Here is an 11,856-nt window from a genome sequence, read left to right on the forward strand (position 1 = left end):
CGGTCGTTCATACGGTGGCCGCCTCCTTCTCCTTCGCGGCGAGCAGCGACTGGTGGGTCGGCGCCTCCGGCACGTCCGCCGGGCGCCCCTTCGCGAACTCCTCGCGCAGCACGGGCACGACCTCCTCGCCGAGCAGGTCGAGCTGTTCCAGCACGGTCTTCAGCGGCAGCCCCGCGTGGTCCATGAGGAACAGCTGGCGCTGGTAGTCGCCGGCGTACTCGCGGAAGGCGAGGGTCTTCTCGATCACCTGCTGCGGGGACCCCACGGTCAGCGGGGTCTGCTCGGTGAAGTCCTCCAGCGAGGGCCCGTGGCCGTACACCGGCGCGTTGTCGAAGTACGGCCGGAACTCCTTCACCGCGTCCTGCGAGTTCTTCCGCATGAACACCTGGCCGCCCAGGCCGACGATCGCCTGCTCGGGCGTGCCGTGCCCGTAGTGGGCGTACCGCCGCCGGTAGAACTCCACCATCCGCTTGGTGTGGTCGGCAGGCCAGAAGATGTTGTTGTGGAAGAAGCCGTCGCCGTAGAACGCGGCCTGCTCGGCGATCTCCGGCGAGCGGATGGAGCCGTGCCAGACGAACGGCGCCACGTCGTCCAGCGGTCGGGGGGTGGAGGTGAAGCCCTGCAGCGGGGTGCGGAACTTGCCCTCCCAGTCCACGACGTCCTCGGTCCACAGGCGGCGCAGCACGGCGTAGTTCTCGATGGCGAGGTTGATGCCCTCCCGGATGTCCTTGCCGAACCACGGGTAGACCGGCCCGGTGTTGCCGCGGCCCATCATCAGGTCGACGCGCCCGTCGGCCAGGTGCTGGAGCATCGCGTAGTCCTCCGCGATCTTCACCGGGTCGTTGGTGGTGATCAGGGTGGTGGACGTGGAGAGGATCAGGTTCTCCGTCCGCGCGGCTATGTAGCCGAGCATGGTGGTCGGGGACGACGGCACGAACGGCGGGTTGTGGTGCTCACCGGTCGCGAAGACGTCGAGCCCGACCTCCTCGGCCTTCAGCGCGATGGCGACCATGGCCTTGATCCGCTCGCGCTCGGTCGGGGTCCGCCCCGTGGTGGGGTCCGGCGTGACGTCGCCGACCGTGAAGATCCCGAACTGCATGGTCGCTCACCCTCCAGGTTGTTGACCGTTCAACTATACCCCTCCAACGGTCACCCCACCCCGGGTATTCCACCCCCCTCCCCACCCCTCCCACCGGCGCCTTTCCGGCCGCTACGGCACCAGCACCAGCCGCCCCCGCACCCCGCCCCCGCCCAGCCGGGCGTGCGCCTTCGCCGCCTCCGCAAGGGGGTAGGTCTCGGCCACCCGCAGGGTCAGCACCCCCTCGTCCACCAGCCGGACCAGCTCCGCCAGCCGGCCCCCGTCCGCGGCCACCTCCACGGCCCCCGTCCGCACCCCGCGCACCGACTCCGGAGACGCCCCGGGGCGCACTCCCGCGTACGCGCCCCCGTCCCGCACCCACTCCAGGGCCGCCTCGCCGAGCACCGCCGCGTCCAGCACCGCGTCCACACTCCCCGCCGGCACCCCCTCGGACGTGAAGTGCGCGGCGCCCAGCGAGCGCACCAGCTCCTCGTCACCCGCCCGGGCCTGCCCGGTCACCTCGATCCCCCGGTGCGCCGCCAGCTGCACCGCGAACCCGCCGACCGCCCCCGCCGCCCCGGTCACCAGCAGCGATCCGCCCGGCGCGAGATCCAGCAGCTCCAGCGCCTGGAGCGCGGTCAGCCCGTTCAGCGGCAGCGTGCCCGCGTGTACGGCGTCCGCCGCGGCCGGCGCCTTCGCCACCGCGTCCGTGGCCACCACCACGTACTCCGCGTGCGCCCCCAGCGGGTCGGCCACCCCCGCCGCCAGCGCCACCACCGGGTCACCGACCCGCCAGGCCGCGGCCACACCGACCGCGTCCACCGTCCCGGCCACGTCCCAGCCGAGCCCGAGCGTCTTGCCGGCCCCGCCGAAGAAACCGGCGCGCACCCCCGCGTCCACGGGGTTCAGCGCCCCCGCGGCCACCTTGATCCGCACCTGACGCGCCCCCGGCTCCGGCACCGGCACCTCGGCGATCTCCACCGCTTCCGGCCCGCCGAACGTCCTCACCACAGCAGCACGCATGACAACTCTCCCTGAATTCACGGCACTTGAAGATTCCGCGGCCTGTTTCCGACCGCGACACCAACCGTAGGAGAGGTACTATCCATTGGTAAGTAGTTACCTGAGAGTGCGTAGCTGCCCCGAAGGGAAGAGCCCATGGCCACCATGACCGCCGCCCAGCGCCGCGAACAGGCCCGCGCCGACTACGACGCCTTCCTGCGCAGCTGCCCCACCAACCAGCTCCTCGGACGGCTGAGCGACAAGTGGGTCAGCCTCGTCGTCGCCGCCCTGGCCCCCGGCCCCCTGCGCTACAGCGACCTCAGCCGCAAGATCGCCGGCGTCAGCCCCAAGATGCTCACCCAGACCCTGCGCGCCCTCGAACGCGACGGCATCGTCGACCGCACCGTCACCCCCTCCGTCCCCGTCCGCGTCGACTACGCCCTCACCCCCCTCGGCGCCAGCCTCGCCGGACTGCTCACCGCCGTGAAGGACTGGGCGGAGACCCACTTCGACGAGGTCCGCACGGCCCGCGAACGCTACGACGCCGACGCCGACAACCCCGCCTGACCCGGGGCGGGCACCGGCTCAGAAGGCGTACTCGTCCCCGGTGTCCAGCACCAGCACCGCCATCCGGTCGTTCGACCGGTCCTGGTCCACCGCACCCGCGCTCCACACGGTGTCGATCTCCAGCGTCACCTCCGACGTCCGCTCCCGCAGCCGCACCGGCACCCGCACCTGCTCCCCCGCCGCGTCCACCGCCAGCGCCCCCGTCCCGCACACCACCGTCCGCTCGTCCTCCCGGGCACACCGGGCCGGCAGCTCCTGCTCGTCGGCCAGCTCCACCGACCAGCGCAGCCGGAACGTGGCGTCCGCGACGGCGGCCGGCCCGTTGTTCCGCGGAGTCAGCCGCACCTCCACCTGGTCCCCGTTCATCACCGCGGTCCCGTGGAAGGCCAGATCGGCCTCCGGAACCGGAGCGGCCACCGCGGTCCCCGGCACCAGGACGGCACCGGCACACACTCCGGACAACACCCACGCCCGCATCCGCACGCCCTCACCACTTTTCGCTCGCGCCGGCACCGCCGTACACCTGGCCGCCGCAACCACGACCGCCGTACGGATGTATGCCACGCGAGCCGCCCGCCAGGCCCCCTCCAACAAGGTGACACCACCCCCGCGTGCGAAGCTGCGCCCATGCCGATCCTCCGCTCCGCCGTCCTCTTCGTCGTCGCCGCCCTGTTCGAGATCGGCGGCGCCTGGCTGGTCTGGCAGGGCGTACGCGAACACCGCGGCTGGCTGTGGGCGGCCGGCGGCGTCCTCTCCCTCGGCGCGTACGGCTTCGTCGCCACCTTCCAGCCCGACGCCCACTTCGGCCGCATCCTCGCCGCCTACGGCGGGATCTTCGTGGCCGGCTCCCTGCTGTGGGGCGTGATCGCCGACGGCTACCGCCCCGACCGCTGGGACATCACCGGAGCACTGATCTGCCTCGCGGGCATGGCCGTCATCATGTGGGCGCCACGAAGCGGCGGCTGAGGCTCACTTACGCTGGACGGGACCATCCGAGCGCACCACCCCGACGCAGCCCCAGGAGCAGCCATGGCCACCGCCGCCCCGTCCGCCGCCTCCCGCATCGCCGTCGTCACCGGCGCGAGCAGCGGCATCGGCGCCGCCACGGCCCGGCAGCTCGCCGCGGCCGGCTACCGCGTCGTCCTCACCGCCCGCCGCAAGGACCGCATCGAGGCCCTCGCCGAGGACATCACCAAGGCCGGCCACTCCGCCGTCGCCTACCAGCTGGACGTGACCGACCGCGCAGCCGTGGACGAGTTCGCCACCGCCTTCAAGACCATCGGCGTCCTCGTCAACAACGCGGGCGGCGCCCTCGGCGCGGACCCGGTGGCCACCGGCGACCCCGCCGACTGGCGCACGATGTACGAGACCAACGTCATCGGCACCCTCAACCTCACCCAGGCCCTGCTGCCGAAGCTGGTCGCGAGCGGCGACGGCGTGATCGTGGTCGTCTCCTCCACCGCCGGCCACGGCACCTACGAGGGCGGCGGCGGCTACGTGGCCGCCAAGCACGGCGCCCACGTCCTCGCCGAGACCCTCCGCCTGGAGATCGTCGGCCAGCCGGTCCGCGTCATCGAGATCGCCCCCGGCATGGTCAAGACCGACGAGTTCGCCCTCACCCGCTTCGGCGGTGACACCGAGAAGGCCGCCAAGGTGTACGAGGGCGTCGCCGAGCCCCTCACCGCGGACGACGTGGCCGAGACCATCACCTGGGCGGTGACCCGCCCCAGCCACGTCAACGTCGACCTCCTGGTCCTGCGCCCGCGCGCCCAGGCGTCCAACACCAAGGTCCACCGGGAGCGGTGATGGACGACCACTCCCCGACGGACGACTCCCCGGCGGAGGACACCCTCGAGAAGCGGCGCCTGGCCCAGGAGACGAAGAACGAACGCCAGGTCTGGTACTTCCTGGCCTACTTCCTCTTCGGCATCCACTTCGTCGCGTTCATCATGATCTACGCCGTACGACACGCGAAGTAGCCCGCCGGGCGGAACTAGGCGAACGCCGGCAGGTTTCGTGCGACCCACGCCGCGAAGGGGGCGGCCGGGCGGTGCAGCACGGCCGCCACATCGGGGCCGGGCCGCCGCTCGGCCGGCAGCGGCGCACCGAGGACGTCCAGCGTGCCGGCGACCACCTGCTCCGGCATGAACCGCGCCATCCCGGAGTGCGCCTCCTCCCGGGACAGCTCCACGAACGCCACCTCCTCGCCCAGGGCCGCCGAGATGGCCTCCGCCTGCCCACGCGGACTGATCGGCTCCGGGCCGGTCAGCTCGTACACCCGGCCCGCGTGACCGTCCTCCAGCAGCGCGGCGGCGGCCACGGCGGCGATGTCCGCCGGGTCGACCACGGGCAGCGCGACGTCGCCGAAGGGCGCGTACACCGTGCGCCGGGTACGCACCGACTCGCTCCAGGCGAGCGCGTTGGACGCGAACCCCGCCGGCCGCAGCACGGTGAACTCCCGCCCCGACGCCCGTACGGCGGCCTCGAACTCCCGCAGCCGGGCGTGCGAGGGCGCCTCCGGCCGGGTGGCACTGACCTGCGACGACACCAGCACGATCCGCTCGACCCCGGCATCCGCGACCGTCGCGACCAGCTTGTCGGGACTCTCCCCCCGGAAGTTCACCTCGCCGCCCAGCACGAGGAACACCGCCCGGGCCCCGTCGAGGGCGGGCCGCAGGCTCCCGGCGTCCCCGACCCCGCCCCGCACCCACCGCACCCCGGCCCCGGCTGCCGCCCCGTGCCCCCGCGACACGGCCACGACCTCCTCACCGGCCTCGGCCAGCAGCCCCACCAACGTCCGCCCGATGTTCCCGGTGGCCCCGGTGACAACGATCATCGCTCCCCCTCATTCTCAGTCAGTCAACTAACTAAATAGGAAGCTAGCACACGACCACCCCCGCCTGTCTATAGTCAGTCAGGTGACAAACTCAGTGGATCGGCGGGCACGGGCGTCACAGAAGCGCCGACGGCTCACGGCGGCGGCGGCCCGCGTCCTGCACCAGCAGGGCGTCGAGCGCACCACCCTCGCCGACATCGCCCGCGAGGCCGACGTCCCGGTGGGGAACGTCTACTACTACTTCAAGACCAAGGACGAACTCGTCCAGGCGGCACTGGCGGAACACCAGGCCCACCTGGACGAACTCACCGAAGTCCTGGACGAGTTGCCGACGCCCCGCGACCGCCTCAAGGCCCTCGTCGAGGCCTGGATCGCCCAACGCGAGACCGCCGCCCGCCACGGCTGCCCCACCGGCACCCTGGCCGCCGAACTCGGCAAACGCACCGACGGCACCCTGGACGCGGCGACCGGCGCGGTCATCCGCCGCCTGCTGGACTGGACGGCCGCCCAGTTCCGCCAGTGGGGCCTGCCCGACCCGGACGACCACGCCCTCACCCTGGTCTCCGCCTACCAGGGCATGTCCCTCCTGACCAACGCCCTGCGCGACCCGGACATCATGACCAGGGAGGGCGAACGCCTGCTGCGGTGGCTGGACTCGCTGGAACCGGGGGGCGAGTAACCCACAAGGGCGAACCTCCTCGATCAGCCGATCACCACACGAACATCCGCCCTAGGCTCGCGCCACACGATCAACTCGACGGCCCTCGCCCGGGATGCCGCCCGGCCGAGGGCCTGACCAGCATGGAAGTGGAGGCTTCCCTGTGGCTGCATGCGAGCCTAACGCCCACCGGTTCATGGACCTCACGGTCCCCGAGTACGCGTATATGTTCGGGTTTTTTCAGGCGGATGGGCATCTGGCGATGGGCCAGGGCCGGAAAGGGCGCTTGACCGTCGAGATCAGCGCCCGGGACATCGATCTGCTGCGTGAGTTCCAGAAGCTGACGCCCTACAAGAGCTACATCACCGAACGCACCCGGTCGACCAACTTCGCCGCGACTCACACTGCCGCCATCTGGAGCGTGCATGCGCTGGAAGCCAGGACCACGATCAACAAGCTCGGCCTGCCGTACGGACGCAAGTCCGATCTGATCAGTCCACCGAGTGTGACGTTCTCGCGCCGTGACTATCTTCGGGGCCTGATCGACGCCGACGGCTCGGTCGGCTACACCGCCAAAGGGTTCCCCTTCGTCTCCCTCAGCAGCGCCAGCAGCGCGATCGCGTCTTTCCTGTCCGCCTACGGCAAGGAAGTCACTGGAGCCGAGCGCACCGCCAAGCGGAACGCCCGCGAAGGCATCTACAACGTTCTCTACATGATGGAACTGGCGCAGCGCCTGGCAGGCCACCTCTACTACCCCGGCTGCCTTTCGCTGGAGCGCAAGCACGTGGCCGCGGACTCCCTCTCCGCGTGGGTACGCCCCCACGGCATGAGGGCCGCGTATACAGCGCGCCGCTGGACCGATCCGGAAGACCGGATCCTACTGAAGCTCAACAGCCCCACGGCCGCCGCGGAGGCACTCGACAGAACTCCCCAGAGCTGCAGCCTCCGCCTCTGGCGCCTGCGCACCGGCCGAGTGCCGACTCCCGCCGATCAGTGACCGGATGCACGAGGCCCCCGGCTCAGGCCGGGGGCCGGCCTCCGCTTCAGCCCTTCACGCAGATGAACTGCTTCAGCTTCGCCACCACCTCGACGAGGTCGCGCTGCTGGTTCATCACCTGGTCGATGTTCTTGTAGGCACCCGGAATCTCGTCCAGCACTCCGGAGTCCTTGCGGCACTCAACACCCTGCGTCTGCTCCTCGAGGTCCTTGGTCGTGAAGTGACGCTTGGCCGCATTGCGGCTCATACGACGACCAGCCCCGTGCGAGGCAGAGTTGAAGGCCTTCTCGTTTCCGAGACCCTTCACGATGTACGAACTGGTGCCCATCGAGCCCGGGATGATCCCGAATTCACCAGTGCCGGCCCGGATCGCCCCCTTACGGGTCACCAGCAGGTCCATGCCCTCGTACCGCTCTTCCGCCACATAGTTGTGGTGACAGGAGATCTCCTGCTCGAAGGTCGGCTTCGCCTTCTTGAACTCCTTGCGGATCACGTCCTTCAGGAGTGCCATCATGAGCGCCCGGTTGTACTTGGCGTACTCCTGCGCCCAGAACAGGTCATGGCGGTAGGCCGCCATCTGCGGGGTGTCCGACACGAAGACGGCAAGGTCACGGTCGACCAGGCCCTGGTTGTGCGGAAGCTTCTGGGCCACACCGATGTGGTGCTCGGCGAGTTCCTTGCCGATGTTCCGGGAGCCGGAGTGCAGCGTGAGCCAGACCGAACCTGACTGATCCAGACAGAGTTCGATGTAGTGATTGCCCGAGCCAAGCGTCCCCATCTGCTTTTCTGCCCGATCATGACGGAATTTGACCGCCTCCGCGACCCCGTCGAACCGCCCCCAGAAGTCCTCCCAGCCGGCCGTGGCCAGCCCGTGGAAGTCCCCCGGCTCGACCGGTTCCTCGTGCATCCCCCGCCCCACCGGAATGGCCTGCTCGATCTTCGACCGCAGCCGCGACAGGTCACCCGGGAGATCGTTCGCCGTCAGGGACGTCTTCACCGCCGACATCCCGCAGCCGATGTCCACGCCCACCGCGGCCGGGCACACCGCGCCCTGCATCGCGATGACCGAGCCGACCGTGGCGCCCTTGCCGTAGTGCACGTCCGGCATCACGGCCAGGCCCTTGATCCACGGCAGGGTGGCCACGTTCTGGAGCTGGCGCAGGGCCACGTCCTCGACCGTCGCCGGGTCCGTCCACATCCGGATCGGGACCTTGGCGCCCGGCATCTCCACGTACGACATATGTTCCTCGTTCCCCCGGAAGCAACAACAAAAGGCTTAAAAGCAGCAAAACGCAAAAGCGGCGCCAAAGTCGACGAAAAGGGACAAGGGACCGGCGTCCACCGCAGTGCGTGCGATAGACATTGTCTCCAGGGGGCGCCCCGCTGCGGCAAGCGAATAACCAGCGGGGACACTGGAGCACCGAGCGAGCACACACCGTCGAGAGGAGCCCGACCGTGCAGCGGAAGGCGTACGTATCCGGCACCGCCGCCCTCCTCGCGGCGCTGCTGGCCGGCTGCACGAGCGGTTCCGGGGACGGCGGCGCGACGGACAACGCCAATCCGGGCGACGCCGGTACGGCGACGGTGGCCGCGCAGCCGGGCAAGTACCGCACGCTCCCGGAGCCCTGCGGTGCGGTCGACCACGACACGCTGGACGCGCTGCTGCCGGGCATCCGGCAGATCACCGACCCGGACCAGCGGGACAAGGCGTACCAGGGCGAGGCCGCGCTCACCTACGACACCGATCGCAAGGTCGGCTGCCGGTGGAAGGTGGAGTCCGCCGACGCCACGGACCGGCTGTCGGTGGACATGGAGCGCGTGGTGTCGTACGACAACACGGTCAGCGACGACGATCAGGCGCAGAAGCTGTTCCAGGAGAAGGAGACGGCCGCCGATCTGCCGGTGCCGAGCAGTTCGTCGGCGCCGGCGTCCCCGACGCCCACCTCCTCGGTGTCCGCGTCGCCGGCCTCGCCCTCGGCCGCGTCCCCGAAGGGGTCCGCGAGCGGCAGCGCCTCCTCGTCCGCGTCCCCGGACGCCTCCTCCTCCGGTGCCACGCCCACGGATCTGCAGCCTCGCGCGCTTTCCGATCTCGGTGACGAGGCGTATCTGGACGACCGGCTGAACACGTCCGGTTCGACGGCCGAGCAGCGGACGGTGACTGTGGTGTTCCGCACGTCCAATGTCATCGTCACGCTCCAGTACGAGGAGCAGCCGATGGCCATGGGAACGGTCCCGGACAGCAAGGAAATGCAGGACAGCGCCCTGAATCTGGCCTCTCGGCTGGATGACGCACTGGGTGGCTGACGGTCTCGCCGGCCCCCTCCGGCCCTGTCCGCAAAGCGCGGGAACGGAAAGCCCGCGGCGCCCTCACCGCGTACCGTGGCCCCGCAGGAACCCGCACGAACACCGAGCGTCATGAGTGAAGGAACCATGCAGCGAGCAGCCCAGCGAGACGACCGTGCCCAGCCCAGCCAGCGAGCCAAGCGCCTCCGCCGCGCTCTTGTCTGCGCGGCAGCCGTTCCCGCGGTTCTGATCACGGCCGCCTGTTCCTCGGACTCGGGTGATTCCAAGGCCAAGTCCGGGGACGAGAGCACGCCGTCGGCGGGGAGCGGCAGTACACAGCCGTCGGCGAGTGCGTCGCCGACCGTGGAGGCCGCCGCGTACCAGAAGCTTCCCGACGCGTGTGCGGTGCTGGGGAAGAAGACCCTGGAGGATCTGGTCCCCAAGGGTGTGAAGTCGGCCAAGAAGGGCAGTTCGGACGATCCGTCGTCGCGTGCGTCCTGCTCGTGGAACAGCCTGGACAACAACGGGGTGAAGGGTTCGCAGTTCCGCTGGCTGACGGTCTCCCTGCTGCGGTTCGACTCGGATGCCTCGCGCGGCTCCGGTGCCGACCAGGCGCACGCGTACTTCTCGCGGCAGGCCAAGGACGTCCAGTCGGTGGACGGCGCCAAGAACACCAAGGTCGTGCCGTTGTCGGGTACGGGTGCGGAGGCGACGGCGGTGCGGTACGACCTGAAGAAGAAGGAAGGCCTCTTCAAGCAGCAGACGGTCGTCGCCCGGGTGGAGAACGTCGTGGTGACGCTCGACTACAACGGTGCGGGTCTCGCTGGTGAGAAAACTCCGGACGCGGACGATCTGACGAAGGCGGCGGAGAAGGCGCTGAAGGAGGTCGTGGCGTCGGTGTCGTCGGCCAACGGTGCGGGCGGTGGGGCGAGTTCGCCGTCCCGGTCCTCGGAGCCGTCGAAGTCGGCGTCGCCGTCGAAGTCGCCGTCCAAGTCGGCCTCCTCCAGTGCATCTCCGTCCAAGTCGGCCGCGCGGGAGAGCTGACCGGAGGCCGTAGCGGCTGACCGGCACCACGTTCTCCGCACACGTGTGCCACTCTGTTGCGCGCAACAACACGCAATGGGAGGGGAGTACGAGTGGCCGCGCCACTGCAGCTGACTCGGATGCACCGCGTTCTCATCGGCGTGGTCGTGACCGGCGCTTTGATCATCGCCGGCATCGGCTTCGCCGGTTCGTACGCGGCCGTCCGCGAGCTGGCCATCAAGAAGGGATTCGGGAACTTCTCCTATGTGTTCCCGGTGGGTATCGACGCAGGTATCTGTGTTCTCCTCTCCCTTGATCTGCTGCTGACCTGGATCCGGATCCCCTTCCCGCTGCTGCGCCAGACGGCGTGGCTGCTGACCGCGGCGACGATCGCGTTCAACGGTGCGGCCGCGTGGCCGGATCCGCTGGGTGTGGGGATGCACGCGGTGATCCCGGTGCTGTTCGTCGTCGCGGTGGAGGCGGCGCGGCATGCGATCGGTCGTATCGCCGACATCACGGCGGACAAGCACATGGAGGGGGTCCGCCTCACCCGCTGGCTGCTCTCGCCGGTGCCCACGTTCCTGCTGTGGCGCCGGATGAAACTGTGGGAGCTGCGTTCCTACGATCAGGTGATCAAGCTGGAGCAGGAACGTCTCGTCTACCAGGCGCGGCTGCGCAGCCGCTTCGGCCGGGCGTGGCGCAGGAAGGCTCCGGTGGAGTCCCTGATGCCGCTCCGGCTGGCGAGGTACGGCGTGCCGCTGGCCGAGACGGCCCCGGCGGGCCTGGCGGCGGCGGGCATCGAGCCGGCGCTCCTTCCTGCGGTGGCGCAGCAGCCGCGGCTGGCGGCGGCGGGTGCCGCGGCTGCGGGCGGGCCGGCCGCAGCCGCCGCGGGCGGTCGTGCCGCCGGGGCGGCGCCCGTGCCGAGGCAGGCGGCGCCCGCCGGGCAGCGCCCGGAGGACCCCACGGCGGACGAGCAGAGCCCCTGGTTCCAGGCGCCGCGGGAGATCGAGTACCACGGCGGGTACGACCCGACGTACGACCCGATGATGCAGGAGCCCCAGTACGCCCCCGAGGAGGAGTACGGGGAGTGGTACGAGGAGCAGCCGCCGGAGCAGTTCCAGCAGCCGTCTCCCGAGGAGACCGGCAGTTTCCCGATCCCGGTGAGCGCGACCCGGACCCGCGAGCTGGGCGAGGGCGGCGGCACGCCCGAGCCGGAGCCGACGGAGGAGGACTACTACCAGGTCTTCCGCAAGTCGATCGACGGCAGCTATCCCACGGGCCCGCAGCTCAGGGAGGACGTGGAGGCGACCTACGGCGTGTCGCTCCCCCGGGGCGAGGCCGAGCGCCTGGTGAAGATCTTCGCCGAGCGGCACTACCAGGAGATGCAGGACGAGCACATCGCATGACGGCAT

The 11,856-nt window shown here is 70.3% G+C and carries 14 protein-coding genes; 9 read left to right on the forward strand and 5 right to left on the reverse strand.

Annotated elements, in window-relative coordinates; translation table 11 throughout:
* Positions 1 to 7 precede the first annotated feature (7 nt).
* Together ABZ923_RS04055 and ABZ923_RS04060 are read right to left on the reverse strand one after the other, a co-directional pair.
* Entirely contained in the window at positions 8 to 1,099 is a 1,092-nt protein-coding gene (locus ABZ923_RS04055; protein ID WP_361466468.1) for an LLM class flavin-dependent oxidoreductase, read from the reverse strand.
* Positions 1,100 to 1,210: 111 nt separating this feature from the next.
* Entirely contained in the window at positions 1,211 to 2,101 is an 891-nt protein-coding gene (locus ABZ923_RS04060) for an NADP-dependent oxidoreductase (RefSeq protein WP_361466470.1), read from the reverse strand.
* A gap of 135 nt (positions 2,102 to 2,236) precedes the next feature.
* On the opposite strand from ABZ923_RS04060, the gene ABZ923_RS04065 reads away from it, so the two are divergent.
* A complete protein-coding gene (locus ABZ923_RS04065) occupies positions 2,237 to 2,647 on the forward strand; it encodes a helix-turn-helix domain-containing protein (RefSeq protein ID WP_361466473.1) in 411 nt (136 codons plus the stop codon).
* An 18-nt stretch (positions 2,648 to 2,665) separates the two neighbouring features.
* On the opposite strand, the gene ABZ923_RS04070 is transcribed toward ABZ923_RS04065, so the two are convergent.
* On the reverse strand, positions 2,666 to 3,064 hold the full coding sequence (locus ABZ923_RS04070; RefSeq protein ID WP_361466476.1) for a hypothetical protein: 399 nt from the start codon (positions 3,062 to 3,064) through the stop codon (positions 2,666 to 2,668).
* Between the two features lie 210 nt (positions 3,065 to 3,274).
* On the opposite strand from ABZ923_RS04070, the gene ABZ923_RS04075 reads away from it, so the two are divergent.
* The 3 genes from ABZ923_RS04075 to ABZ923_RS04085 all read left to right on the forward strand — a co-directional run bounded on the left by ABZ923_RS04075 (position 3,275) and on the right by ABZ923_RS04085 (position 4,626).
* Positions 3,275 to 3,613, forward strand: coding sequence for a YnfA family protein (locus ABZ923_RS04075; RefSeq protein WP_361466479.1), 339 nt, complete (start codon positions 3,275 to 3,277; stop codon positions 3,611 to 3,613).
* Positions 3,614 to 3,676: 63 nt separating this feature from the next.
* Positions 3,677 to 4,453, forward strand: coding sequence for an SDR family NAD(P)-dependent oxidoreductase (locus tag ABZ923_RS04080; RefSeq protein WP_358638170.1), 777 nt, complete (start codon positions 3,677 to 3,679; stop codon positions 4,451 to 4,453).
* Positions 4,453 to 4,626 (forward strand): hypothetical protein, encoded by a 174-nt coding sequence (locus ABZ923_RS04085; RefSeq protein WP_361466482.1) that lies wholly within the window; start codon positions 4,453 to 4,455, stop codon positions 4,624 to 4,626. Before ABZ923_RS04080 ends, ABZ923_RS04085 begins: the two co-directional genes overlap by 1 nt.
* Positions 4,627 to 4,640: 14 nt before the next feature.
* Here ABZ923_RS04085 and ABZ923_RS04090 read toward each other — a convergent pair whose 3' ends face one another.
* Positions 4,641 to 5,483: an NAD(P)H-binding protein gene (locus ABZ923_RS04090; protein WP_361466485.1), complete on the reverse strand. Its 843-nt coding sequence runs from the start codon at positions 5,481 to 5,483 to the stop codon at positions 4,641 to 4,643.
* An 82-nt stretch (positions 5,484 to 5,565) separates the two neighbouring features.
* On the opposite strand from ABZ923_RS04090, the gene ABZ923_RS04095 reads away from it, so the two are divergent.
* Together ABZ923_RS04095 and ABZ923_RS04100 are read left to right on the forward strand one after the other, a co-directional pair.
* A complete protein-coding gene (locus ABZ923_RS04095; RefSeq protein WP_361466487.1) occupies positions 5,566 to 6,162 on the forward strand; it encodes a TetR/AcrR family transcriptional regulator in 597 nt (198 codons plus the stop codon).
* 175 nt (positions 6,163 to 6,337) lie between these two features.
* A complete protein-coding gene (locus tag ABZ923_RS04100; protein WP_361466490.1) occupies positions 6,338 to 7,138 on the forward strand; it encodes an LAGLIDADG family homing endonuclease in 801 nt (266 codons plus the stop codon).
* A 46-nt stretch (positions 7,139 to 7,184) separates the two neighbouring features.
* Here ABZ923_RS04100 and ABZ923_RS04105 read toward each other — a convergent pair whose 3' ends face one another.
* Positions 7,185 to 8,378 (reverse strand): RtcB family protein, encoded by a 1,194-nt coding sequence (locus ABZ923_RS04105; RefSeq protein WP_361466492.1) that lies wholly within the window; start codon positions 8,376 to 8,378, stop codon positions 7,185 to 7,187.
* Between the two features lie 215 nt (positions 8,379 to 8,593).
* Here ABZ923_RS04105 and ABZ923_RS04110 point away from each other — a divergent pair, with 215 nt between their 5' ends.
* The 3 genes from ABZ923_RS04110 to ABZ923_RS04120 all read left to right on the forward strand — a co-directional run bounded on the left by ABZ923_RS04110 (position 8,594) and on the right by ABZ923_RS04120 (position 11,850).
* Entirely contained in the window at positions 8,594 to 9,442 is an 849-nt protein-coding gene (locus ABZ923_RS04110) for a DUF3558 domain-containing protein (protein ID WP_361466494.1), read from the forward strand.
* 126 nt (positions 9,443 to 9,568) lie between these two features.
* Positions 9,569 to 10,465, forward strand: a complete 897-nt coding sequence (locus ABZ923_RS04115) for a DUF3558 family protein (RefSeq protein ID WP_361466496.1) — start codon at positions 9,569 to 9,571, stop codon at positions 10,463 to 10,465.
* A 92-nt stretch (positions 10,466 to 10,557) separates the two neighbouring features.
* Positions 10,558 to 11,850, forward strand: coding sequence for a DUF2637 domain-containing protein (locus tag ABZ923_RS04120; RefSeq protein WP_361466498.1), 1,293 nt, complete (start codon positions 10,558 to 10,560; stop codon positions 11,848 to 11,850).
* Positions 11,851 to 11,856 lie beyond the last annotated feature (6 nt).

The organism is Streptomyces sp. NPDC046881, assembly GCF_040645015.1.
In the GTDB taxonomy this organism is placed as follows: Bacteria; Actinomycetota; Actinomycetes; order Streptomycetales; family Streptomycetaceae; genus Streptomyces.

Excerpts from the sequence above, each read along its gene's own strand:
- ABZ923_RS04055 (WP_361466468.1), bottom strand. The coding sequence starts at position 1,099 with ATGCAGTTCGGGATCTTCACGGTCGGCGACGTCACGCCGGACCCCACC.
- ABZ923_RS04060 (WP_361466470.1), bottom strand. The coding sequence starts at position 2,101 with ATGCGTGCTGCTGTGGTGAGGACGTTCGGCGGGCCGGAAGCGGTGGAG.
- ABZ923_RS04065 (WP_361466473.1), top strand. The coding sequence starts at position 2,237 with ATGGCCACCATGACCGCCGCCCAGCGCCGCGAACAGGCCCGCGCCGAC.
- ABZ923_RS04075 (WP_361466479.1), top strand. The coding sequence starts at position 3,275 with ATGCCGATCCTCCGCTCCGCCGTCCTCTTCGTCGTCGCCGCCCTGTTC.
- ABZ923_RS04080 (WP_358638170.1), top strand. The coding sequence starts at position 3,677 with ATGGCCACCGCCGCCCCGTCCGCCGCCTCCCGCATCGCCGTCGTCACC.
- ABZ923_RS04085 (WP_361466482.1), top strand. The coding sequence starts at position 4,453 with ATGGACGACCACTCCCCGACGGACGACTCCCCGGCGGAGGACACCCTC.
- ABZ923_RS04090 (WP_361466485.1), bottom strand. The coding sequence starts at position 5,483 with ATGATCGTTGTCACCGGGGCCACCGGGAACATCGGGCGGACGTTGGTG.
- ABZ923_RS04100 (WP_361466490.1), top strand. The coding sequence starts at position 6,338 with ATGGACCTCACGGTCCCCGAGTACGCGTATATGTTCGGGTTTTTTCAG.
- ABZ923_RS04105 (WP_361466492.1), bottom strand. The coding sequence starts at position 8,378 with ATGTCGTACGTGGAGATGCCGGGCGCCAAGGTCCCGATCCGGATGTGG.
- ABZ923_RS04115 (WP_361466496.1), top strand. The coding sequence starts at position 9,569 with ATGCAGCGAGCAGCCCAGCGAGACGACCGTGCCCAGCCCAGCCAGCGA.